Here is a 23,964-nt window from a genome sequence, read left to right as displayed (position 1 = left end):
CCCGGCTTCCCCTCTCGGTTCTTCGGTGGACGTTCACCCGCTGTTCGACCATTCGGCAGCGGGGTGACCACCCGATTCCACCAGAAGCGTGCCACGGCTACGACGCAGGACAAAGTTGCCCGGCAGAGCGTGACCGCCCTGTCCTCGCCAGTGACCGACGAGGGCATCCGCCGCTCGCAGGTGGGCGTCACTCAGTCGAGTGACACCTCGCTCCAGGAGCCACTCGCGCAACACCCTGCGGCGAACGGCTGCGGGAGACCCGGCGAGCACTCGCGCGTCCAGTGTCTCACCCGACTCGGCGCTCCGACGCACGTCACGGGCTATCGCGTCCAGGGCGTCGCCGTCCTCGCGCAGCTGCTCGGCGGTGCGTGCCAGCGCGGTGGAGACCCCGCCCTGCAGGATCTCTTCGAGCAGCGGGAGCGCTTCGGTACGCAGGCGCACGCGGGTGAACCGCGCGTCCTCGTTGTGCGGGTCCTGCCAGGGGTCCAGCCCCAGCTCCCCGCAGGCGCGCACGGTCGTGTCACGAGAGATTCCCAACAGCGGACGCCCCCAGGGCGGGTCCAACGACCGCATCCCGGCGATCGAGCGCGCCCCGGAGCCCCTGCCGAGACCGAGCAGCACCGTCTCGGCCTGGTCGTCGAGGGTGTGTCCGAGCAACACCAGTGCTCCGTCGGGGCGCTGTTCGGCGAGGGCGGCGTAGCGGGCGCGTCTGGCGGCGGCCTCGGTCCCTCCCGGTCCCTCGACGTCGACGGGGACCACGCGCACGTCGGCGCAGCCCAGCCGGGTCAGCCGGTCGGCGGCGCGCGCAGCGACCTCGGCGGAGCCGTCCTGGATTCGGTGATCGACGACGACGCCGTGCACCGGTCGACGGGTCACGTGCGTGGTGGCGGCGGCGAGCGCCAGCGAGTCGGCGCCACCGGAGCACGCCACGACCACCGGCGCACCGGCGTACGGCGCCGCCTCGGCGGAGCCGAGCAGACGGCGGACGGCGGTGCGGACGGCGGCGACGGCGGAGGGGACGGGCACGGCGAACGGCCGGCAGGCCGGTCAGCCGTGCACCCGGCGGAGCCAGACCGCCGGGTCGGTGATCTCGGCGCGGGACGGCAGGTGCTCCGGTGCGGACCACACCGCGTTGAAACCCTCCATGCCCACGGTGTCGACGACGTGCCGGGTGAAGGCGGCGCCCTGGGCGTACTGCTTGATCTTGGCGTCCACGCCGAGCAGGCTGCGCAGCAGCCGGTCGAGGATTCCGCCCCCGGCGCGCCGGTCGGTGAACCGCTGACGAATGGTGTGCACGCTGGGTACGACCTGCGGCCCGACGGCGTCCATCACGTGGTCGGCGTGCCCCTCCAGCAGGGTGGAGATCGCGATGATGCGATCCAGTGCGGCCCGTTGCCGCGGGGTCTGGATCAGTTCGATGAAGCCGAGCATCCCGGGACTGGACTCGCCGTGGCGTCCGGAGAACACCTCGCGGGCCGCCGTGGGCAGCCGCCCCAGCATTTCACCCGCGGAGCTCTCCATCTCGGTGAGCAGCTCGCCGATGCTGTTCGCGAAGTGCTCGCGCAGCCACGGCACGGCGTTGAACTGCAACCGGTGGGTCGACTCGTGCAGGCACACCCACATCTGGAAGTCCCGTTCGGGGACGTCCATGGCGCGTTGGGCGGCCACGATGTTCGGGGCGACCAGCAGCAGCCGTCCGGGCCGCTCGCCGCCGGGACCGGGCGGGGTGAACGGGTCGTACTGCCCGAGCACCTTGGTGGCGAGGTAAGCCAGTACGGCACCGGTCTGCACTCCGGCGCCGCGGCTGCTGATCCCGCTCATCAGGTCGGACAAGGGGCCCGTGGAGGCGGTGTTCGTCGTGGCGAGCGCGGCGTCGGTGAGTTCGGCCAGTCCCCGTGCCGAGCCGTTCAACCAGCCAGGACGGTCGACGACGTCGCCTTCGAGGACGGGCAGGTCCCGTCCCAGCCCGGTCAGTTCCCGCACGTGCGTCTCGGCTTCGACGCTGAACTCGCGCAGGGACCGCACCGCGCGGTCGGCGTCCGCCCTTGGGATCTCGGGTCCCGACTTGATCAGCCGCTTGGCGGTGGAAACCGCGACATCCCAGTCCACGGCCTGTCCGGTCGCACCGGAGTCACCATCGGAACCATGAGCTCGCGAGGACGGTACGTGCGACTGTGTGGGCGTCCGAACGTTCACTTCACCGACGGTACCCGCGCTCGACGGGGCGAGCGAGACCTCGACCGTGTCCGGTGGTGAGCGGTTTCCCGCGGAGTCCGCTCACCACCGAAAGCACCGTGGTCAGGGAGATCCCACTCCGCTCAGGGTCGCCGCCACCCTGTCGAGTGCCGGGCGGGCGACCGCGGAGCTGGTGCCGTTGGAGATCAGCGCGAACACCAGCAGCTTGCCCTGGCTGGTCACGACCGTGCCCGCGAGGCCGTTCACGTCGGTCAGCGTTCCGGTCTTGGCCCGGACCCAACCTCGACCGCTCGCGGCGGCCTGCTCGTAGCGCCCGGCCAGGCTTCCGCTGCTGCCCGCCACTGGCAGACCGAGGAGCAGGTCGCGCAGCTCCCTGGTCCGCTTCGGCAGGGTCCCGTCCCGGCCGCGCGGGACCGTGGTCGCCGCGAGCACCGAGCCCAGCGCCCGCGGTGTCACCCGGTCCTTGGGCGAGAGCCCGTTGGCGTCGACCATCCGCGTCCCGGAGAGGTCGAAACCGTGCTCGGTGAGCACCTCGTGAACGGCCTCGGCCGTCCCGGAGAAGGACGGCTGGTGTCCTGTGGCGATCGCGACCTGCCTGCCCAGGGCCTCGGCGAGCACGTTGTCCGAATGCTGCAGCAGGGTTCTGGTCATCTTGCGCACTGTCGCCGACTTGACCTCGCCGAGCACCCGCGCGTCCTCGGGGGCCGTGCCCGTCTTGACGCCGGCCTCGGGCGCGCCGAGGCGTTTGGCCAGCTCACGTCCGGCGTCGAGGGCCGGCGTCTTCGACCGGGGACTCACGGCCTTGGTGGGGTCGACCCGCCCGCCGTCGAGCATCACCGGCTGCATCGGGGCGATGTATCCGCCGGTCACGTCGGCGGGGACCCATCCGGGGGCCAGCTGCCGGCCGGTGTAGCGGGAGGTGTCCACGGTGACCGACGTCACCTCCCCCCCGGTGGCCTCGCGCACCTCCTGCACCAGTTTCCCGAGCTTGGGGGCCGCGGGGTAGACCGACTGCTCGTCCCCGGACAACGCGGAGAGCGTGGGATCTCCCCCACCCACCAGGACCACGCTGCCCGGTTCGTCACCCCGGACCACCTTGGTGGTGAACCGGTGCCGGTGGTCGAGCGCGATCATCGCCGCCCCCGCGGTCAGGAGCTTGCCGGTCGACGCGGGCACCAGAGGCCGGCCCGCGTTCTGCTTCCACAGCGTTCGCCCGCTGGCCGGGTCCATCACGACACCGCCGAACTCCCCCAGGGCGGGATTCGACACGACGGGAGCCAGTGCCTCGGAGAGCTGCTGCTGGTCGGGGGTCGGGGCCGTGCCCGTGACCGGCTCGATCCGCGGATCGAGCTGCACGGGAGCCGGTGCCGCGGCACGCGGACCACCACCGAACAGCGCGGGGATCCCGAACGCGGCACCGACTCCCAGCGCGACCACGGCCACCAGTGCGACGGCGATGAGGCCCCGCCTGCGGCGCGGTGCCCCCGGCTGCTCGTCCCGCTCGGGGGCTTGCGGCTGCTCGTCCCGCTCGGGGGCTTGCGTTTCTGCCGGTGGCGCCGGGGCCGGGGCCGGATCCGGCCGAGCGGGTTCCGCGGCGGGGACCACGGGCTGGGACCCCGTGAGCCCGAAGAAGTCGCTCGGCTGCGCGCTGCGCCGGGGAGAGGGCTGCGCGGCGAAGTCCGGGCGGGCGAACTGCTCGGTGGGCTGTTCCACCGGCGCGGGCGGTACCGGCGGTATGCGCACGGTCGGCGGGCCGTTGTCGGGCTCCGGTTCGTCCCGGACCTCGCGAGTGTCGGTCCGCACCGTCTCCTGATTCAGCCCCTCGTCCAGCTCGACACGGCTGATCTGCTGCGTCCGCTCGACGTCGGCGGACTGAGCGGTGGCCTCCGAAGCCCCGGCGGCCTCCTCCTCGGTCGGCCACTCCTGCGCCGTGGACTCGGAGCTCTCCGCATCAGCCTCGTCCGCGTCGTCGACCGGCGACGGGCTCCCCGCCGGCCACTCCGGCTGCTCGGAAGCCTCGGACCCCTGCTCACCAGCTTCCGCCGGTAAGCGCGTGGGCTCGGAAGCCGGTTCGTCGACGCCGGACTCGGAGTCCTCCCCTCGCGGTTTGTGGGGCTGTGACACGTGCTCCTCCTCGGCGGATCGCCTGGCTGACGGGTGCGAACTCACACACTGCGATGCGTCCTGACCACTGTCGTGGTCCACACTAGATGGGGCCGCGCGCGCACTCGGGCGGCCGCACCCAACGCAAGACTAGTGAGGAACCGCGTGGACTTCGACGTCATGATCGAGATCCCCAAGGGGAACCGCAACAAATACGAGGTGGACCACAAGACGGGCCGGATCCGTCTCGACCGGACGCTGTTCACCGCCACCCAGTATCCGGCCGACTACGGATTCATCGAGGAGACCCTGGGCGAGGACGGCGACCCGCTGGACGCCCTGGTGCTCGTCCAGGAGCCGACCTTCCCCGGCTGCCTGATCACGGCCCGTGCGATCGGCATGTTCCGGATGCGCGACGAGAAGGGTGGTGACGACAAGGTCATCTGCGTGCCCTCGGACGACCCGCGCCAGGAGCACCTGCGCGACATCCATCACGTCGCCGAGTTCCACAAGCTGGAGATCCAGCACTTCTTCGAGGTCTACAAGGACCTGGAACCGGCCAAGAGCGTGGAAGGGGCGACCTGGGTCGGCCGCACGGACGCGGAGGCCGAGATCAAGAAGTCCTACGAGCGGGCCAAGCAGCAGGAACACTGAGGCACATCTCACGACGGCGGCCCGGCCGCTCCCGCGGTCGGGAAGGAACACCCGACCGCGTCACCGGCCCGCTCTCCCTCCCGGCGGACATGAGACGGCCCCTCGCATTCCGTTGCGAGGGGCCGTCCGCCGGGATCGGGAAATCAGCCGACCAGCTTCGTGACCTTGTCCAGCGGCAGTCCGCCGAGCGGGCCACCGCCACCGTCCGTCTCGGCCGGAGCGGCGCTCTTGCCGGTCACACTGCCCAGGGGGCTGTTCTTCACCAACTTGTCGAGGCCGAGCAGGCCCAGCGGCCCACCACCGTCGGCCGACCGCGCGGACTGCCCGGTGAGTTTCTCCGGTGCCGGAACCACGTCACCGACCACCTTGGTCGCGGAGTCCATCGTGGCCGCCGTGTGGTAGGCGGTCTGCGCGACGTTGTTGTCCACGGGCAGTTCCGCGGGAAGCTGGGGGGTGTCGGCCGCGGCGGTGCCGGCGAAGCCGACGACGCCCACGCCACCGGCCACCAGAGTGGCCGCTGCGGTCAGGGTGCGTTTCATCGCCTTGCTCCTTCCTGCGCAGGTACTTCCCTGCGCCGCGCAGAGATTACGGAAGGATCACCGGCCACGATTCAGCGATCACCCGACCGCTTTTGATGTACACAACGTGACTTTTTTCGCCATTTGGGGATCTTCTCCAGAAGATCATTTCCGCTGCGGTCACATACCGCTCACACCGCGAACTCCGGTCCGGCGACGTGGCCCGTCTGCTGGAGGCGTCTGGTGTGCTCCTCGCGCAGCGACTCGACCTCGTGGGCGAACTCCGCGTAAGCCGCACGCTCGTCCTCGAACCGTCGGTACCGACCGACCCGCAGTTCCACGGAATGGTACTCGCGTTCCAACGCGTCGGCCGTCTGCTGCAGGTTGAGGCTGCGCTCCCGGTACTTGGCGTAGCCGCCGAAGGCCGCGGAAATGGCCACGACCAGGCTCGCGCCGACGGCCAACCAGCGGGCTTCGACCACGGACACCGACACGGCCACGACCACGGAGGTCACGATCGCCCCCGCTATGGTCATCCCCTGCAGGACGTTGTGCTTGTGGCGGTGTCCACGCGACTCGCAGCGGTACCTCTCGATCGTGTCCGGAAGCTCCGCTCGGTAGCGCTTGTGCGCGGCCAGCAGGTCGTCGCCGCCGAGATCGTCCAGCTGGTGCTCACGTTGGGCACGTCGTAGCTCCCGCAGCTCCATGCCCAGACTCCGGACCCGGAAGTGCTGGTTGTACAACACCCGGGACGACGCCGCGGACGAGGCGAGCGGGAGCAGCACGGCCAGCACCAACAACCACACGGGTGGAGTCCTCAGCCAGGTGAAGCACCCCACCCCGAGCACGAGCAGCACGAGGTTGCCCGGAAACGTCCACGCTGCAAGAAGACGCTGCACCAGCCTCGACCGGTGCAGCTGCTCGGATCGCTCGCCGACCCGGCGCCGTAAATCATCCGGATGCGAGTCACCGGAAATCACCCCTCCTCCGAGGATTCCCGTCGTCACCTGCGTACTGCTCATCACATAGATCCCTTCCAGACGCCAATGTGATCGAAGTAGGCCAGCCGCATGAACGCAATCGGCTGACAGGGTGAACACACTGAGTCAGAGGAGAGTCATATCACCCGCCGGGGGTGCTTTTCGAAGCAGTGCTCGACAGTGGAGCCAAAAAAGACCGGCCACCTTCCGCGGATCGGAAAGTGGCCGGTCATCGCCGGAGCCGCCTACCGGATTCGAACCGGTGACCTACGCATTACGAGTGCGTCGCTCTGACCGACTGAGCTAAGGCGGCGAAGCGTGTTCAAGTGTAGCGGCAGCCTTCACGCCACCAGCAGGCCCCCACCACGTCGAACACGTGAGTGAGTTACATCACAAGCGAGGTGGCTGGGGAGAGGTCGTGACGGGCGTCCAAACCGGCGCGCGAGGCCGAGGAGCCCGAAAACCTCCACTCGCCCGGAGCGGCCTCAACCGTGGTGGAGAGTAGTGATCATGGCCTCGACCGCGACGAGGGGTTTGACGTTGCGAGCCAGGGCACGACGGCAGTACAGCACGGCCTCCAGCCGGCGCAGGGTGGACTCCGAGGTCCACTCCGAGCAGGCCTCGGCCACGTCGTCGGCGAAGTCCGGGTGGTTCGGAGCGGCCGTGGATCCGCTGCGGGCGATCAGGACGTCCCGGTAGAAACCGGCCAGGTCCACCAGCGCCAGGTCCAGGGCGTCCCGCTGGGAACGCGTGGCCCGCGACTTCTGACGCTTCTCCAGTTCCCGTACCGCCGCGTTGGCCCCCTTCGTCGCCGACGCCGTCCCCTTGCCGCTACCCCCCGCTCCCATGGCGGTGCGCAGCTCCTCCTTCTCCGCCTCGTCGCGCGACTCCCCCGACTCGCCCGCCTCGGCCTCGGAGGAACGCACGAGCTCGGAGGAAGCCGTGAACACGTCGGAGAACCGCTGCAAGCCCCGAGGGATGCGCAGGATGTCCTCCCGCCGCTGTCGCGCCTGTGAGTCGGTCGCGAGCCGCCGCGCGCGCCCTATGTGCCCCCCGCACACCGACGCGGCCCAGTCGGCGAGTTCGTCGTCCACGCCGTCACGCTTCCGCAGCATGTCCGCGATCGGAGCGACCAGCGGAGTGCTCAACCGCACCGGGCGGCAGCGGGAACGGATCGTGACGGGCACGTCCTCGGGATGGTCCGAGGGCGCGCACAGCAGGAACACCGTCCGCTCAGGGGGTTCCTCGACGACCTTGAGCAGCGCGTTGCCCGCGCCTTCGGTGAGCCGGTCGGCGTCCTCGATCAACACCACCCGCCAGCGTCCCGTGGCAGGTCTGCGAGCGGCTGCCTGCACCAACGACCGCATCTCCGCGACCGAGATGGACAGTCCTTCCGGCGCGACCACCCGCACGTCGGCGTGGGTCCCCGCCAGCACCGTCCGACACGCCGAGCACTGCCCACAGCCCGGTGTGCCGCCCTCCGCCTCGCACTGGAGCGCGGCGGCGAAAGCGCGGGCCGCGACCGACCGTCCCGAGCCGGGAGGGCCGGTGAACAGCCACGCGTGCGTCATCGCCCCGGTGTCCGAATCACCACGAACGCTCAGGTCGGCGGCCCGCACGGCCGCGAGCAGTGACCGGACGACACCGGGCTGGCCGACGATCTCGGACCACACGCCGCTGTCCGGGACGTCCGGATCGGCCATTACCGCCTCCTGCTGGATCAGGACTTCGAGGTACTCGCCTTCTTCGACGTGCTGCCGGAGCTCTTGCTGCCCGTGCCCTTGGTGCCCGTGCCCTTGGTGCCCGTGCCCTTGCTGCCGGAGCTCTTGCTGCCCGTGCTCTTGCTGCCCGTGCCCTTGCTGCCCGTGCCCTTGCTGCCGGAGCTCTTGCTGCCCGCGCTCTTCTTGCTCTCACCGGAGCTCTTCTTCGGCGGTGCCTTCGCACGCCGCTCGGCGACCAGCTCGACGGCGCGGTCCATCGTCAGCGCCTCGACCTCGTCACCCTTGCGCAGGGACGCGTTGGTCTCGCCGTCGGTGACGTAGGGACCGAACCGGCCGTCCTTGATCACCAGCTGCTTACCGGTCTCCGGATCGTTGTCGAGCTCGCGCAGCGGCGGCGCGGGTGCCCGCCGCCCGCGCTGCTTGGGCTGGGCGTAGATCTTGAGCGCCTCGTCCAGCGTGATCGAGAAGATCTGTTCCTCGGTCTCCAGCGACCGCGACTCGCTGCCCTTCTTCAGGTAGGGGCCGTAGCGACCGTTCTGCGCCGTGATCTCGTTACCGGTCTCCGGGTCCGCACCCACGACACGCGGCAACGACAGCAGCCGGAGCGCCTCGTCCAGCGTGACCGCGTCCAACGACATCGACTTGAACAGACTGCCCGTGCGCGGTTTGGACTTGGTGCCCTCGGGCAGCACCTCGGTGACGTACGGGCCGAAGCGGCCTTCCTTGGCCACGATCTCGTTGCCCGTCTCCGGGTCCGTGCCGAGGCTGTGCCCCTCCATCGGCGTGGCGAACAGCTTCTCCGCGACCTGGGGGGTGAGCTCGTCCGGCGGCAGCGTGTCGGGCAGGTTCGCCCGCTGCGACTCGGTGTTGCCCTCGGAGTCGGTTCCCAGCGGACGCTCCAGGTACGGGCCGTAGCGCCCGACCCGGACGTAGACGGTGCGCCCCTCGTCATCGGTGAACATGGGAATCGAGTTCACCTCTCGGGCGTCGATCTCCTCGACTCCGGAACCGACGAGCTTCTTCAGCCCCCCGGCGCGGCCGATCGAGTCGTCCGGGCCGACCTCCCCGCCGAAGTAGAAGCCCGACAGCCACTTGGTGCGCTCCTGGCGGCCTTCGGCGATGCGGTCGAGCTCGTCCTCCAGCGCGGCGGTGAAGTCGTAGTCGACCAGTCGTCCGAAGTGCTTCTCCATCAGCCCGACGACCGCGAAGGCCACCCAGGCCGGCACCAGCGCCGAGCCCTTGCGCCAGACGTAGCCACGCTCCTGCACGGTGCTGATGATCGAGGCGTAGGTGGACGGACGACCGATGCCCAGCTCCTCCATCGCCTTGACCAGACTCGCCTCGGTGTAGCGCGGAGGCGGGTTGGTGCTGTGGCCGTCCGGGGCCAGTTCGGTGGCGGCGATCGCCTGGTCCTGCTCGAGCCGTGGCAGCCGGGACTCGGCGTCGTCGGCGACACCGCCCTCCTCGGAGTCCACCGACTCGACGTAGGCCTTGAGGAAACCGGGGAAGGTGATGGTGCGGCCGGAGGAGGCGAAGGTGCACTCCTGGCCACCGGAGCTGGTCCCGGTGATGCGCACCGACAGGGTGGTGCCCTTGGCATCGGCCATCTGGGAGGCGATGGTGCGCTGCCAGATCAGCTCGTAGAGCTTGAACCCGTCGGCGTCGAGCTCGGCGGAGACCGCTCCCGGTGTCTGGAAGTTCTCCCCCGCGGGCCGGATGGCCTCGTGCGCCTCCTGAGCGTTCTTGACCTTGCGAGTGTACTGCCGGGGTTGTGCGGAGAGGTGACTCTCGCCGTAGAGCTCCCGCGCCTGGTCACGCGCCGCCGCCAGCGCTGTCTCGGACAGCGTCGTGGAGTCGGTGCGCATGTAGGTGATGTAGCCGTTCTCGTAGAGCCGCTGGGCCGTGCGCATGGTCCGCTCGGCGGAGAAGCGCAGCTTGCGCCCCGCCTCCTGCTGCAGGGTCGAGGTCATGAACGGCGCGTAGGGCTTCCGCGTGTACGGCTTCTCCTCGAGGCCGGAGACCGACAGCGGCGCCTCGGCCAGCTCCTCGACCAGTCGTCGCGCCGAGTCCTCGTCGAGCAGCCGGACGTCGTCGTTCTTGAGCCGCCCGTCCGGGCCGAAGTCACGCCCACCGGCGAGCTTGGTTCCGTCGACGGCCACCAGCCGTGCGCCGAAGGTGCGCGGGGACTCGGAGGCGTCTCCACCCGCGTCCATCGTGGCGGAGATGTCCCAGTACGAGGCGGGCACGAACGAGATCCGCTCGCGTTCGCGCTGGACCACGATCCGGGTCGCCACCGACTGCACCCGGCCCGCCGAGAGCTTCGGCATGACCTTCTTCCACAGCACCGGGCTGACCTCGTAACCGTAGAGCCGGTCGAGGATGCGTCTGGTCTCCTGGGCGTCGACCAGGGCGTTGTCCAGATCGCGCGGGTTGGCCGCCGCCGCCTGGATGGCCGACTCTGTGATCTCGTGGAACACCATCCGCCGCACCGGTACCTCCGGTTGCAGCGTCTCCATCAGGTGCCAGGCGATCGCCTCGCCCTCGCGGTCACCGTCCGTGGCCAGGTAGAGCTCGTCGACGCCGGAGAGCGCCTCGGCGAGTTCGGAGACCGTGGACTTCTTGTCGGAGGTGACCAGGTACAGCGGTTCGAAGTCGTTGTCGACGTCGACTCCCAGCCGTGCCCAGGACTGCCCCTTGTACTCGGCGGGCACGTCGGCGGCTCCCCGCGGCAGGTCCCGGATGTGGCCGCGCGAGGACTCGACCACGAAGTCCGACCCGAGGAAGGATCCGATCTTGCGAGCCTTGGCCGGGGATTCGACGATCACCAGCCTTCTGCCACCGGAGCCCTCCCGGTCAGGTGTCTGAGAAGCCCGGCCGTTGCCGCCGGTCTTCTTCGTCCGCGTCGAGCCAGCCACGCCTACCTGCTCTCGTCTCTCACGATGTCCGGTTCGCCAGTGTGCACCGTGCACGGTTCATCACGCCGTGCCGGGGGAACGCACAGCGTGGCACACCATGCGCCGTCTTCGCGCGCTTCACCAGTACGAAAGTAGCCAGTCGACGGGGGGTCGCGGTACGTCGCGGGCCGGTGGCTGTGTCGAACGCCTCAGCGTCGCGGAGGCCAAATTCCCCCGATCGAAGCAGCCGGGCAGGGGCCAACGAGTTCGGCGAGACGCCGCAGGCGGCGCTTGCCCGCCAACCGCAACGCCGGCCCACCGCCGCGCGGCCCGATCAGCTTGGCCGGGAGCCCGACCCTGCTCAGTGCCGAGGTCAACGGTTCGTACGTGTCCGGCGCGTGCGGGTCGAGCCCGAGAAGGTAGCCGTCCCCGTCCGGATGTCCCGAGGTCAGTACCCAGATCCGCAGGGCGGCGCCGTCCGGGGCGAACCCGCTCGGCACCGATTTTACCGCGCCACGCAGCCAGTGCCCCGCCAACTCGGTCAGGTCGGACCGAAAAGCCGTGCGCACGAGCGGGGTGCCCGCTTCGGATCCGGACACCTCGGCCTCGACGCCACGCTCGGCACACGCCGTCACCAGCGGCCCGGTACGCCGGGTGTCGGCGACCACGACGGACAGCCGGGCCGCGGTGCCCCGGCCGAAACCGACCGCCTGCCCCTGCCCGCACAGCAAACCGGCGAGGTCGGCGACGCGAGGGTGCCTGGCCTCGGCGGAGAACAGGGACAGCTGATCCACGGCGAGAACTGTAGAGCTCCGTTCCGTATCCGCCAAGATTTCACCGGAAGGTGTGGTCCCCGGAGCTGTCTCGGCGCCGGGGTCTCAGCGCTGGGGCTGGTGGGGCTGTTGGGGCTGTTGGGGCTCGGGTTTGGCGGGCTTCATGAGGGCCTGGCAGGTGGGGGCCTTCGAGGCGGCGGAGTTCAGCTTCCCGCTGTTGTTGAGCTTGGAGAACCCGGCGGAGAAGTTGATGCCCTGACCCTTCTTGACCTCCTGTTGCACGGCGACCATGCCCGAGGTGAACGCCCGCTTGTCGCTGGTGTCGACCTTCTCGGCCTTGGCCTTCGCCGAGTTCAGCACGTCCAGCGCCCGGACGAAGCCCCGTTCGAAGGTGTTGACGACCCCTTCCGCGCCGGGGATCGGTGCCGGTTTCATCCCGCGCAGGCCCCCCAGCGTGTCGCGGGCGTCCTGACTCGTGGATTCGAGCTGCTTGATCGAGGAGGCCTTGAACGCCTCGGGGCTGCTCTTGTCCACGGGAGGCGCCTGTTTCTGCGCGGCTGTGAAACCCCCCACAAGTCCGCAGAACTCGTTGGCCCAGGCCACTGAATCGCCGGCGGGCGCGGAGCGCTCGGGAGCCGACTGTGTCCCGGAGGCGGGCGGCGTGCCGGGGGAAGCGCTCGAAGGAGCGCCACCCTGGGAGCAACCCGCCAGGGCGAGTGGCACGGTGACGACGCCCGCGAGGAGCGCGGAACGCAAGTTCATACTCAGGCTCCCGAGATTGGGATGCGACGGTTCCCCTCGACTGTGCCGTACCCGCTGCACGGCACGCACCCGACCGGGGACGTGCCCGGCTCCGAGCGGAGTCGGGCACGTCCCCTCGCGGTGAGCTCAGACGGCCCCGTTGGGCACCTTGCCCTCGTCCTCGGCGTTGTCGTCGGTGATGGCGGTGCTGCGCCGCTTGGACACCACCACAGCGGTCACGATCACCGCCGTGGCGAGCACCGCGATCGTGATCCGCGCCACCGGTGACGCGGTCGGCCCGACGGCGAAGGTCACCACGGCGGGGGCGACCAGGACCGAGACCAGGTTCATCACCTTGAGCAACGGGTTGATGGCCGGCCCGGCAGTGTCCTTGAACGGGTCACCCACGGTGTCGCCGGTGACCGTGGCCGAGTGCGCCTCGGATCCCTTCCCGCCGTGGTAACCGTCCTCGACCAGCTTCTTGGCGTTGTCCCAGGACCCGCCCGAGTTGGCCAGGAAGATCGCCATCAGGGTGCCCGCCGCGATGGCTCCGGCGAGGTAGCCGGCCAGCGAACCGACGCCCAGACCGAAGCCGACGGCGATCGGGGCCAGCACCGCGAGCAGACCGGGAGTGGCCAGCTCACGCAACGAGTCCCGGGTGCAGATGTCGACCACCCTGCCGTACTCGGGTCGTTCGGTGCCGTCCATGATTCCCGGCTTGCTGGAGAACTGCCGCCGCACCTCGTAGACGACCGCTCCTGCGGCGCGGGAGACCGCGTTGATCGCCAGTCCCGAGAACAGGAACACCACGGCCGCGCCGATGGCCACACCGACCAGCACGTTCGGCGCGTAGACGGAGAACTCCTGCCGTGCCAGCGTGCCGCCGATCTCGGCCAGCGCCGTGTTGATCGCGTCCCGGTAGGAGCCGAACAGCGCGGTCGCTGCCAGGACCGCGGTCGCGATCGCGATCCCCTTGGTGATGGCCTTGGTGGTGTTTCCCACCGCGTCCAGCTCGGTGAGCACGGCGGCTCCGGGGCCCTCGAACTCGCCGGACATCTCGGCGATGCCCTGGGCGTTGTCGGCGACGGGGCCGAAGGTGTCCATGGCCACGATCACGCCGACCGTGGTCAGTAGTCCGCACCCGGCCAGCGCCACCGCGAACAGCGCCACCGCCAGCGATCCGGACAGCAGGAACGCGCCGTACACGGCCGCCGCGATCACCAGGGCGGTGTAGACGGCGGACTCGAACCCGACCGAGATCCCGGTGAGGATGACCGTGGCCGAACCGGTCATCGAGGACCTGCCGACGTCGCGCACCGGGCGGTGTTCGGTGGAGGTGAAGTAGCCGGTGATCTTGAGGATGACCACGGCGAGCAGGATGCCGATGATCACCGAGACCAGCGCGATCAGCGCCGGGCTCCCCGGCTGGTCGCGCAGCTGCGGGGAGATCCCGCCGAGTTCGGCGAACGAACCGGGCAGGTAGAGCACGGCGGCGAGCGCGCAGAGCACCCCGGATATCCCGGCCGAGATGTAGAACGAGCGGTTGATCGCGGTCAACGCGCTCTCTCCGGTCCTGGCCTTGGTGATGTAGACGCCGAGAACCGCGGTCACGACACCGATCGCGGGCACGATCAGGGGGAACAGCAGTCCCTTCGTCCCGAACGCGGCGGTGCCCAGGATCAGCGAGGCGACCAGCGTGACGGCGTACGACTCGAACAGGTCCGCCGCCATCCCCGCGCAGTCGCCGACGTTGTCACCGACGTTGTCGGCGATCGTGGCGGCGTTGCGCGGGTCGTCCTCGGGAATGTTCTGCTCGACCTTGCCGACCAGGTCGGCGCCGACGTCGGCGGCCTTGGTGAAGATGCCGCCGCCGACACGCATGAACATCGCCAGCAGCGCGGCGCCGAAGCCGAAGCCCTCCAGCACACGCGGTGCCTCACCGGCGTAGACCAGCACCACCAGGGTCGCGCCCAGCAGGCCCAGCCCGATGGTGGTCATCCCCACCACGCCACCGGTCCGGAAAGCCACCCGCATCGCCGTGCCACGCCCGCTGGCCGGGTCGTTGGCGGCCGCGGCCACACGCAGGTTCGCGCGGGTGGACAGCCACATGCCGAGATAACCGATGGCGGCGGAGAACGCCGCGCCGAGGAGGAAGAACACGGACCTGCCGACGTTCTGGGCCAGGGTCTCGGCGGGCAGCGCGAACAGCAGCAGGAACACGATCCCGGCGAAGACGCCCAGGGTCTTGAACTGCCGGTTGAGGTACGCGGCGGCGCCCTCCTGCACGGCCCTGGCGATCTCCTGCATTCGCGCCGAGCCCTGACCGGCCGCCAACACCTCCCTGCGCAGCACGAAGGCGAATACCAGCGCGGCCAGCGCGATCGCGCCGACGACGCCGAGAATCGTGTAGTCGGCGCCGTCGAGCTGGATACCCGACGTGTCCGGGGCCGCCGTCGGAAGCGGTGCGGGGTCTGCGGGGGGCGACCCCGATGGTGCGGTGCCCTGGGTCCAGCCGTAGCGGACCTCCGTGAGCGGGGACATCCGTCCTCCTGGTTTGTGCTCGGTTCGTTCACCGGAGACGGGGTGCGGCTCCGGTGCGCGGTAGCGGCCTCGCCCCTGCCGAACGGATCGACCGTGAGCGACGTCGTGGCCGGGGAGTCTATTCAGACTGCGAGTGGCTTACCTCACGGTGTGATTCGTCACTCTGTTTGACGTGGGTTTTTCGCGCACTGCACCGATTCACAACCCCTGTCGATCACCCAAACGGGGACATCGTGATTTGGCCCGAACGGGTGAAATGAGGTAGCAGCACCTGCACCGTGTACCCGAAAAGCACACGATCGTGTGTGCCGACACGCGCGGACGGAACTCAGCGCGTGGTCGCATCCCCACTCCGGCGCTGTGCGAGGCTCGTGGCGTGGGACAGGACAGTGGACGGCGACTGCTCGATCGGGTGTTGGCCGGGACACCGGTGGGTGAATCACCGCTGCGCCATGCGGAGCACCTTCCCGAACGCCCGGCCGCCCATACCGCCTGGCCGGAATGGGCTCCCGACGAACTGGTCGAAGCCCTGCGAGAACGCGGGGTGGCACGTCCGTGGACCCACCAGGTCGAGGGGGCCGAAGCGGCGCGGGCCGGCAACGACGTCGTCGTGGCCACCGGAACGGCGTCCGGGAAGTCGCTGGCATACCAGCTCCCCGTGCTCGCACGGTTGCACGCCGACCCGAACAGCACGGCGCTGTACCTCGCCCCCACCAAGGCGCTCGGCGCCGACCAGCTACGCGCGGCGATCGACCTCGCCGGGCACGGAGTCCGTGCGGCGAGCTACGACGGCGACACGCCGGGGGCCGAACGGGACTGGGTGCGGGCGCACGCACGTTGGGTCTTCACGAATCCGGACATGCTGCATCACGGCGTCCTGCCCCGGCACACCCGATGGGCACGGTTCCTGCGCGGGCTGGACTACGTCGTCGTCGACGAGTGCCACACCTACAGAGGCGTGTTCGGCTCGCACGTGGGGCTCCTGCTGCGCAGGCTGCGCCGGATCGCCCGCCACTACGGCGCGGACCCGGTGTTCGTGCTCGCCTCCGCGACCGTCTCGGACCCCGCCGCGCTGGGGCTGCGACTGACGGGGGTGGAGTGCCACGCCGTCTCCGAGGACGGCTCACCACGCGGCGGGCGCACGGTGGCGCTGTGGGAGCCACCGCTGATGGAGGAGGTCACCGGTGAGAACGGTGCTCCGCTGCGCCGCTCGGCGGGCGCGGAAGCGGCACGCATCATCACCGACCTGGTCGTGGAGAACGCGCGCTGCCTGGCGTTCGTCCGGTCGCGGCGCGGTGCGGAGCTGACCGCGCTCACGGCCCGACGAGCCCTTTCCGAAGTGGCCGGTGACCTCCCGGACAAGGTCGCCGCCTATCGCGGCGGCTACTTGCCGGAGGAACGCCGCGAGCTGGAACGGGCCCTGCTGGAGGGGGAACTGCTGGCGGTGGCCTCGACCAGCGCGTTGGAGCTCGGTGTGGACATCGCCGGCCTCGACGCCGTGGTGGTCGCCGGGTACCCGGGCACGCTGGCCTCCTTCTGGCAGCAGGCGGGCCGAGCCGGCCGCGAGCGTGAGGGAGCGCTGGTCGTGTTCGTCGCCCAGGACGACCCCCTGGACACCTACCTGGTGCACCACCCCTCCACCGTGCTGGAGCGGCCGGTCGAGGCGACCGTGCTGGATCCGACCAATCCCTACGTGCTGGAACCCCACCTGGCCTGCGCCGCCGCCGAACTCCCGCTGACCGAGGCGGGGCTGGAGTTCTTCGACACCACCGCCGCCCGCTCCGCGGTGGAGGCGCTGACCGAGGCGGGAGTACTGCGCCGCCGCCCGCGAGGCTGGTACTGGACGTCGCAGGACCGTCCACACCGGACGGTGGAACTGCGTGGCTCGGGCGGGGAACAGATCGCGGTGGTGGAAGGCGACTCGGGGCGGATGCTCGGCACGGTGGATCCGGAATCAGCGCGCACGATGGTGCATCCCGGGGCCGTGTACCTGCACCGGGGCGAATCCTTCGTCGTCGACGAGCTCGACCTCGACGGCGGACTGGCCCTCGTCCACCCCGAGGACCCGGAGTGGTCCACCTCGGCACGGGAGGAGACCGACATCTCGATCCTGAGCACGGTGCGGCGGCACCGGGTCACCGAGCAGGTCTCGATCAACCTGGGCGAGGTGGAGGTGACCTCCCGGGTCGTGGGATACCTGCGCCGGCTTCCCTCTGGAGAGGTCCTCGACCAGGTGCCGCTGGAGCTGCCCGAACACACGCTACGGACCCGCGCCGTCTGGTACACCCTCGACGACGACGTGCTGAGGAGGAGCGCGCCGGGGGGTGCCGGGCTGGAACCGGCACGCGTCCCCGGCGCGCTCCATGCTGCCGAACACGCGGCGATCGGCCTGCTACCGCTGTTCGCGACCTGCGACCGCTGGGACATCGGCGGCGTGTCCACCGCACGGCACGAGGACACCGGGGAGGCGACGGTGTTCGTGCACGACGGCCATCCGGGAGGCGCCGGATTCGCCGACCGCGGTTTCGCCGCACTGTTTCCCTGGCTGGCCGCGACGCGGGAGGCGATCGCTTCCTGCGAGTGTCCGGCCGGTTGCCCGTCCTGCGTTCAGTCGCCGAAGTGCGGGAACGGCAACGAACCGCTGGACAAGGCTGGAGCGGTGGCTGTGCTGGACGCCTTGGCAACCGCCCGTGAGGCCGGTGACTGACCGGCTACCCACACCGTCAACCAGCAGCGGCGAGCAGCGGTGCCGCGGCCTCGCCCGGTTGGCCGGCACACAGCGCGTTCTGCACCAACTCGGGATCCGGCAACCGCCAACCGCACATGTGCGGTTTGACCCGCCAGTGCACGAGTCCGACGGGGAAGACGGTGGGAGGCATCGGCACCCAGCTCCCCTCCCCGTGCAGCCGGACGTCCGGCTCGGTGTCGAGCTCGGAACACAGCCGTTGACCACCCCGGGTCAGGAAGTACCAACGTCCTCCCGGCGTCGCCACGATCGGCACCAGCACGTCCAGCCCACGCAGCACCGCTGCCGTGCGACGGCCGAGTTCGGTACCGACCTCGAGCGCCTCGACGCCGGGGCCGGTGGCGAGGAGCAGACTGTACGGCTCACCCGACCACCACGACACGACCTCGTCCGGTCGGGTATCGATCCGTTGCCGCCAGTCCCGATGGATCGGCACGGGACCCCGGGCGTCCTCGGCGTGCTCGCCCTCACGACCGGCCCACCCGGAGTTCGTCGGATAGGTTCCTGGCAGCACAGGCCAGCCGCGTGAGGTGAGCTCCATTGCCTCCACGCGCGACTCGACCCGGAAGGCTCCACGCCAACCGTCCGCCGACCAATCCATTCCTGTCGCCTCCTTGACGAGTAGTCAGCACCACGTGGTGAACCCCCGACTCCGTTGTCGTGGCCACGTGGCTCACATCACTACTTAACGTCATGCGGCCCCGGTTTCCATAGTCCCGCGTCGACGACCGGTATTCGAACAGCGACGAACGTAACCGGTGATCGGTGGAGCCTAAGAGTCGCGCCGTACCGGGACCGCTCCGCGAGCGGCGTCGCCGTGGGTCACGCTCGTGCGACGGGACCGGCGCGTGCGCGGGCGGACACGGAGCCGAACTCGGACAACATCCCCGGCAGGGCCGTGCGAACCCGCACCAGTGCGTCCTCGCCGTCCCACCTGCACGACACCATCGTGGCGTTCATGTTGGAAACCACCCAGCGCGCTCGGGAACAACCGAACTCGGAACCGCTGGAGACATGGGACGCCGCAGCCAACGCGGCAAGATCGGCCGCGCCTTCAGCGCGGTGCCGGCCGAGCAACACCGCACCCAGCTGCACACCCATCCACAACACCACCAACAGCCCCGTCGACACCACCGCGGACAACACGGTGGCCGCACCTCGATCACGACTTCGACGGTTCATCGCGGCACCTCCTCGTCGACGTGTCCCGGTGAACGGGCGGAACCACCCGACGCACCGGGTTCCATCACGGCGAACGCGGTGGCGCGCAACCGGTGGATCCCCGGAATCCCACCGAGCGAAGGAGCGGTGACTTCGGCCGTGATCTCGTCTCCGCGCACCGTCACCGTCAGGTTCGCCCCCTCGGGGGCGATCCGGCGCACCGCCTTCGCCGCCCGCTCCCGGTCGCCGCGGGCGACCAGGCGGGCCGCTTCTGTCACGGCGTCGGTGCAACGAAGCTGACCGATCACCACTCCCATTCCCGCCAACGCCACCGCGAAGGCGGCCACGATCGAGCAGATCCCCAACGCCGCCTCCACGGTCACCGCACCGGAGTCCCGACGGGACCGCTCCGACAGCTCCGACGCATCGGTGCCCATCAGAAGCGAACCTCCAGGGCACGCTGAATCAGCGAGGTGAGCGCGTCGGTCACGGCGTCACTGGTGACGACGACATAAAGCACCGAAGCCAGCGCGGCTGCCGACAAGGTCCCGATAGCGTATTCAGCCGTACTGGTGCCCTCGTCGCGCAGCAGCGGCCGGATCCGCGCCCAAAGCGCGCGGTCGCGCAGCCACCGTCCGAGCCTTGCCGAAAACACCTCGACGGTCGCCGTCGAAAAGATCATCACTGCCTCCTCTTCCGCTGGGCGTGGTCGACGACTTCTCTCACCACGCGCTGCTGATCTCGTGAACCATCCCCACCACCACCGGCAACACCCCCAGACACAGGAAAGCGGGGAGAAAGCACAGTCCGAGCGGGGCCGAGACCCACACGGCCGCCCGTTGCGCCCGCGCCTGCGCCTGTTCCGCCATCGAGGACCGGGCGCGGGAGGCGATGTCCTCGACAACAGCGGCGAGCCCGCTGCCGGTGCGCGCTGTCCGCCGGGCCGCGTGGGCGAGCCCGGCGGTGTCGGTATGTCGGAGCGCGGGTTCCCACGCGGCCACCGGATCGGCCCCGAGCGCGAGCGAGTCGGCCACCTGCCGCAGCGCGTCGGCCGGCTCGTCGGGGAGTTCGGCCGCGACCGCGCGGACGACGACGGGGAGCGGCATCCCGGCCCGGAGCCCGGTGGCCAGCAGGTCCCACCCCGCCGCCAGTCTCAGCGGTTCGTTCGTCTCCCGCCGGTGGCCCCGTCCCGCCCGGTACCACCAGCCACCACCGAGCGCGACGACCACCACGGCCACGGGCCACCCGAAGAGCACACCGCCGACCGGCGCACAGATACCGGTCACCAGCGGCAGCACGCTGCGCGGGCCGACGTTCGGGGCGAACCTCCTCCGCGCTCCCGGCTCGTCGGTGCGCCGCGGTAGCAGCCACTTACGCAACCTGGCCTCGGCGGGGACAACGGGAACGAACAACAGCCCGACAGCCGACAACAGCGACGCGACGGCGAGCGTCATCACCGCACCACCGCCCCGGTCAGCCGAACGGTCCACACCAGACCGCCGCAGAGCAGTCCGACGCCGACGACCAGCAGCACCTGGCCGAACGAACCTCCGGTCAGCACGGCCAGCGGTGCCGCCCCCACCGCCTGCCCCAGCAACAGCCCCAGGACGGGCAGGCCGGCCAGCACGGCGGCGGTCGCTCTCGGTCCGGCCATCTTCGATTCGACGTCGCGGATGAAAGCGACGCGGTGCTCGAGATCGCGCCGCACCGCGTCGAGCAGCTCGGCCAGGGCGATGCCGTGCCGCTCGGCGAGCTCCCAGGAGCGGGCGAACCGGCCCACCGGAGCGCGCAGCTGCACCGACACCCGATCGCTGTCACTCAGCACTGTGGACACGTCACCACCGAGCCGCCCGGCCGCGGCCAGCTCACCGAACACTTCGGCCACTCCGGTGACCGCCTCGGCGGCGACGCCGGCGGCAGCAGTGGCCGGGTGCGCTCCGGCCCGGAGCTCGGTGACGAACAGGCGGACGCCGTTGGCGAAGTCGGCGGTGTGCTCCAGGCTCCGCCGGAGCTCGCGGCGCGTTCGCCAGTACCACCTGCCCAGTCCCGCCAGCGCGACTCCGGCGCAGCACCCGCCGACCCCCGCCACCACGGCACCCAGCACCCCCGCGGCGGGGATCAGGACGAGGCTCGTGCCACGCGGGCGCCACGGCAGCGTGCCTCTCGGCAGCTTCGAGCGTCCGTCTCGTACACGGTGGACGACACGGACGCGTGGCCAGCACAGCAACGATCCCGCGAGAACCACCAGGGCGGCGACGGGCGTGGACAGCACGGACGAACTCAGCACTGTGGCACACCCCCCGCGCTGCTCAGCAGTTCGGCGAGCTGATCACGGCCGGGGCCCCACCCGGTATCGCGGTCCCAGGCGGAAAGCACCCGGACCCACTCCCGATCGCGCCGCAGCACCCCGATTCCCGCCAGGTGCCGCCCGTGCGACGGAGTCCGGCGAACGTGCAGCACGACCTGGACGGCGGCGGCCAGCTGGCTGTGCAGCGCGGCGCGTCCCATGCCACCGAGCGCGGCCAGTGCCTCCAGCCGTGCCGGAACCTCCAGCGGTGAGTTGGCGTGGACGGTGCCCGCACCACCGTCGTGGCCGGTGTTCAGCGCGCTCAGCAGCTCACAGACCTCCGATCCGCGAACCTCGCCGACGACGAGGCGGTCCGGGCGCATCCGCAGCGCCTGCCGCACGAGATCGCGCATCCGGACCTCCCCGGCCCCCTCAATGTTCGGGGGCCGCGTGATCAGCCGGACCACGTGGGGATGCTCGGGATGCAGCTCCCCCGCCTCCTCGACGCTGAGGATCCGCTCACGGGGATCGACCTCGGACAGCAACGCGGACAACAACGTGGTTTTGCCGCTCGCCGTCCCGCCGACGACCAGGAAGGCCAACCGGGCCGCGACGATCGAGCGCAGGACGTGTCCCGCGGGGGCGTCGAAGGTGCCCATCCGCTCCAGGGACCGCAGGTCGTGCACCGCCGGGCGCAGGACGCGCAGGGAGAGGCAGGTTCCGTCCGCGGACACGGGCGGGAGTACGGCGTGCAGTCGCACCGCGTGGGCCACTCCGAGATGCGACAGCCAGGCGTCCACCCACGGTCGGGCGTCGTCGAGTCTGCGTCCGGCGGAAAGGGCGAGCCGTTGTGCCAACCGGCGTAGCCCGTCCTCGTCGGCGAACGTGACCGACGATCGCGTCAGTCCCGCGCCCCGGTCCACCCACACCGCCTCCGGTCCGGTCACCAGCACGTCGGTCACGTCCGGGTCACGCAGCAGCGGTTCGAGTACGCCCGCTCCGAGGAACTCCCGCTGCAACATCCGCATCGCGGTCAGGACGTCGGCGTCCCCGACCAGCCCACCGGCCTCCTCCCGCACGGCGGTGGCAACCGCCGAAGAGGTGATTTCGGCTCCGTCCACGACCAGGCGGGCACGAACTCGCTCCACGAGGTCGGCACTCATCACGCCCCCACCGACATGCTCGCCTCGAGCTCACCGTCCAGGGCCGTGAGGATCTCGCGCGCACCCCGGGCCAACGGTCCCCGCAGCGCCGCCCCGGACGAGCACAGCCCGGACCGGTCGAGAGTCGCGGGAAGACCGGGCTGGGACCGCATGGCGGTGAGCACGTCGAGGCCCACCGCCCGCCCGACGTCGGCGACCTTGAGTCCGCCGGGCGCGGGACCGCGCACCACCAGCGACAGCGCCGTGGTCACGTCGCGCAGCCCGGTCACGAGCCCGGCCGCCGCCGCGCAGGCCCGCACCTGCGCGGGAACGATCACGGTGGTCAGATCGGCTTGGCGTACCGCCTCCGCGGCGGGTTCGTCGAGGACTCGCGGCAGATCGCAGACGACCGTCTCCCCCGCTCGACGACCCGCGGCGATCACGGATCGCACGGCCCCGGGGGTCCGTCCCCGCGTCGCGTTGTCCCGATCGCAGGACAGCAGCGTGAGCGCACCCGAGCCGACTCCGCGTCGCGGCAACGCCTCGTGGAGGGCACCGACCGACACCCGACCTCCGGAAACGCTGAGTCCGGACCAGCGCAGTCCGCCGAGAGCTTCGGCGCCCACCGCCAGGTCCAGGCCCCCGCCGAGTGGATCGCAGTCCAGCAGCAGGCAGTCCCGCCGCTGACGAGCGGCGACCACGGCGGTGGCCGTGGCGAGCGTGGAGGCACCCGCTCCTCCGCACCCTCCGATGACGGCCAGCACCCGCCCCGCTCGCGGTGCGGAGGCCTCGACGCCTTCGGCGAGCAGATCGGCCAGGTACGTCTCGTCCCGGGGAAGTTCCACGACCCGCTCGGCTGCCAGTTCGAAGGCCACGCGCCACAGGTCGGGAGGAGGTTTGGTTCCTATGATCACGATCCCGGTACGGCGCGAAACCCCGCCACCGGCGACCGCGGTGGCGGCGGGCCCGTCCAGCAGGAGCAGGGAGGCACTGCGCCACTCCGCCCCCGCGGCGGCGGGATCGGTCAGCCGCCGAAGGTCGCACCCGGCCACGGCGGCGAGTCGGAACACCTCCTCGGCAAGTCCCTCGTCCGTGGTGACCAACAGCGGCTGCGTCGTGGACATCTCGACCTCTCCCCGAAGTGATCTGGCTTTGAGTCCAGCCTGGCGCGGTGCCGATCCGCTGCCCACCCTCATTTCCCACGCCTGTGGACAACTCCGGCCCCTGTGGACGAACAAGCTCACGGCACGAAGCAGCCGAAGCGGAAAACCGCGGGGATCGGGCGGTCCGTCGACAACGGCGCGAGGAAAGGGGCAGCGGGGAAGAGCGGAAGAGAAAGGGCGACCCCCGCCAGGGGGGAGGGACGGGGGCCGCCGAAGGTTCAGCTCCGGGGGGTCGAGCTGAACCGGTCCGGGAGTACCGGACCCCCCATACTGTATCCCCTCCCCACCGAGTGATGCTTTCCGTCCATTCGGAGGAATATGAGCAGCAGGTAAGCAGCCATCCG

The 23,964-nt window shown here is 70.5% G+C and carries 20 protein-coding genes and 1 tRNA gene; 2 read left to right on the top strand and 19 right to left on the bottom strand.

The window, feature by feature from the left end:
* Window positions 1-33: 33 nt before the first annotated feature.
* The 3 genes from tilS to dacB all read right to left on the bottom strand — a co-directional run bounded on the left by tilS (window position 34) and on the right by dacB (window position 4,320).
* A complete protein-coding gene (gene tilS / locus FHX42_RS18995; protein WP_182545793.1) occupies window positions 34-1,026 on the bottom strand; it encodes a tRNA lysidine(34) synthetase TilS in 993 nt (330 codons plus the stop codon).
* A gap of 21 nt (window positions 1,027-1,047) precedes the next feature.
* Window positions 1,048-2,109 (bottom strand): zinc-dependent metalloprotease, encoded by a 1,062-nt coding sequence (locus FHX42_RS18990; protein WP_328796415.1) that lies wholly within the window; start codon window positions 2,107-2,109, stop codon window positions 1,048-1,050.
* 189 nt (window positions 2,110-2,298) lie between these two features.
* Window positions 2,299-4,320: a D-alanyl-D-alanine carboxypeptidase/D-alanyl-D-alanine endopeptidase gene (gene dacB / locus FHX42_RS27490; RefSeq protein WP_182545791.1), complete on the bottom strand. Its 2,022-nt coding sequence runs from the start codon at window positions 4,318-4,320 to the stop codon at window positions 2,299-2,301.
* A 144-nt stretch (window positions 4,321-4,464) separates the two neighbouring features.
* On the opposite strand from dacB, the gene FHX42_RS18980 reads away from it, so the two are divergent.
* Entirely contained in the window at window positions 4,465-4,953 is a 489-nt protein-coding gene (locus tag FHX42_RS18980) for an inorganic diphosphatase (protein ID WP_182545790.1), read from the top strand.
* Window positions 4,954-5,096: 143 nt separating this feature from the next.
* Here the strand turns inward: FHX42_RS18980 and FHX42_RS18975 are convergent, their stop codons facing one another.
* The 8 genes from FHX42_RS18975 to FHX42_RS18940 all read right to left on the bottom strand — a co-directional run bounded on the left by FHX42_RS18975 (window position 5,097) and on the right by FHX42_RS18940 (window position 15,121).
* Entirely contained in the window at window positions 5,097-5,492 is a 396-nt protein-coding gene (locus FHX42_RS18975; protein WP_182545789.1) for a hypothetical protein, read from the bottom strand.
* A gap of 170 nt (window positions 5,493-5,662) precedes the next feature.
* Window positions 5,663-6,493, bottom strand: coding sequence for a DUF4231 domain-containing protein (locus tag FHX42_RS18970; protein WP_182545788.1), 831 nt, complete (start codon window positions 6,491-6,493; stop codon window positions 5,663-5,665).
* Window positions 6,494-6,690: 197 nt separating this feature from the next.
* Window positions 6,691-6,764, bottom strand: a tRNA-Thr gene (locus FHX42_RS18965).
* Window positions 6,765-6,936: 172 nt separating this feature from the next.
* On the bottom strand, window positions 6,937-8,154 hold the full coding sequence (locus FHX42_RS18960) for a DNA polymerase III subunit delta' (protein ID WP_182545787.1): 1,218 nt from the start codon (window positions 8,152-8,154) through the stop codon (window positions 6,937-6,939).
* Window positions 8,155-8,171: 17 nt separating this feature from the next.
* Window positions 8,172-11,087 (bottom strand): type I DNA topoisomerase, encoded by a 2,916-nt coding sequence (gene topA, locus FHX42_RS18955; RefSeq protein ID WP_182545786.1) that lies wholly within the window; start codon window positions 11,085-11,087, stop codon window positions 8,172-8,174.
* A gap of 188 nt (window positions 11,088-11,275) precedes the next feature.
* Window positions 11,276-11,860 carry a hypothetical protein gene (locus FHX42_RS18950; RefSeq protein ID WP_182545785.1) on the bottom strand — a complete coding sequence of 195 codons (585 nt, stop codon included), beginning with the start codon at window positions 11,858-11,860 and terminating at the stop codon, window positions 11,276-11,278.
* A gap of 84 nt (window positions 11,861-11,944) precedes the next feature.
* The gene (locus tag FHX42_RS18945; protein ID WP_182545784.1) at window positions 11,945-12,601 is read right to left on the bottom strand and encodes a hypothetical protein; all 657 of its coding nucleotides are present in this window, start codon (window positions 12,599-12,601) and stop codon (window positions 11,945-11,947) included.
* 126 nt (window positions 12,602-12,727) lie between these two features.
* Window positions 12,728-15,121 (bottom strand): sodium-translocating pyrophosphatase, encoded by a 2,394-nt coding sequence (locus tag FHX42_RS18940; RefSeq protein WP_182545783.1) that lies wholly within the window; start codon window positions 15,119-15,121, stop codon window positions 12,728-12,730.
* A 376-nt stretch (window positions 15,122-15,497) separates the two neighbouring features.
* On the opposite strand from FHX42_RS18940, the gene FHX42_RS18935 reads away from it, so the two are divergent.
* The gene (locus FHX42_RS18935; RefSeq protein WP_182545782.1) at window positions 15,498-17,828 is read left to right on the top strand and encodes a DEAD/DEAH box helicase; all 2,331 of its coding nucleotides are present in this window, start codon (window positions 15,498-15,500) and stop codon (window positions 17,826-17,828) included.
* A 16-nt stretch (window positions 17,829-17,844) separates the two neighbouring features.
* Here the strand turns inward: FHX42_RS18935 and FHX42_RS18930 are convergent, their stop codons facing one another.
* From FHX42_RS18930 to ssd, 8 genes are all read right to left on the bottom strand, one after another.
* A complete protein-coding gene (locus FHX42_RS18930) occupies window positions 17,845-18,468 on the bottom strand; it encodes a bifunctional DNA primase/polymerase (protein ID WP_182545781.1) in 624 nt (207 codons plus the stop codon).
* A gap of 221 nt (window positions 18,469-18,689) precedes the next feature.
* Window positions 18,690-19,049, bottom strand: a complete 360-nt coding sequence (locus FHX42_RS18925; RefSeq protein WP_182545780.1) for an Rv3654c family TadE-like protein — start codon at window positions 19,047-19,049, stop codon at window positions 18,690-18,692.
* Window positions 19,046-19,465, bottom strand: coding sequence for a TadE family type IV pilus minor pilin (locus FHX42_RS18920; protein WP_182545779.1), 420 nt, complete (start codon window positions 19,463-19,465; stop codon window positions 19,046-19,048). Before FHX42_RS18920 ends, FHX42_RS18925 begins: the two co-directional genes overlap by 4 nt.
* Entirely contained in the window at window positions 19,465-19,710 is a 246-nt protein-coding gene (locus FHX42_RS18915; RefSeq protein ID WP_182545778.1) for a DUF4244 domain-containing protein, read from the bottom strand. The genes FHX42_RS18920 and FHX42_RS18915 overlap by 1 nt, the downstream gene beginning before the upstream one ends.
* A 40-nt stretch (window positions 19,711-19,750) precedes the next feature.
* On the bottom strand, window positions 19,751-20,482 hold the full coding sequence (locus FHX42_RS18910) for a type II secretion system F family protein (protein WP_182545777.1): 732 nt from the start codon (window positions 20,480-20,482) through the stop codon (window positions 19,751-19,753).
* Window positions 20,482-21,315: a type II secretion system F family protein gene (locus FHX42_RS18905; protein ID WP_328796414.1), complete on the bottom strand. Its 834-nt coding sequence runs from the start codon at window positions 21,313-21,315 to the stop codon at window positions 20,482-20,484. Before FHX42_RS18905 ends, FHX42_RS18910 begins: the two co-directional genes overlap by 1 nt.
* The gene (locus FHX42_RS18900; protein WP_182545776.1) at window positions 21,309-22,478 is read right to left on the bottom strand and encodes a TadA family conjugal transfer-associated ATPase; all 1,170 of its coding nucleotides are present in this window, start codon (window positions 22,476-22,478) and stop codon (window positions 21,309-21,311) included. The genes FHX42_RS18905 and FHX42_RS18900 overlap by 7 nt, the downstream gene beginning before the upstream one ends.
* Window positions 22,478-23,581, bottom strand: coding sequence for a septum site-determining protein Ssd (gene ssd, locus FHX42_RS18895; RefSeq protein ID WP_182545775.1), 1,104 nt, complete (start codon window positions 23,579-23,581; stop codon window positions 22,478-22,480). Before ssd ends, FHX42_RS18900 begins: the two co-directional genes overlap by 1 nt.
* Between the last annotated feature and the right edge of the window lie 383 nt (window positions 23,582-23,964).

Source organism: Halosaccharopolyspora lacisalsi (genome assembly GCF_014137975.1).
In the GTDB taxonomy this organism is placed as follows: Bacteria; Actinomycetota; Actinomycetes; order Mycobacteriales; family Pseudonocardiaceae; genus Halosaccharopolyspora; species Halosaccharopolyspora lacisalsi.
This window is presented reverse-complemented; position numbering and strand designations above follow the sequence as displayed.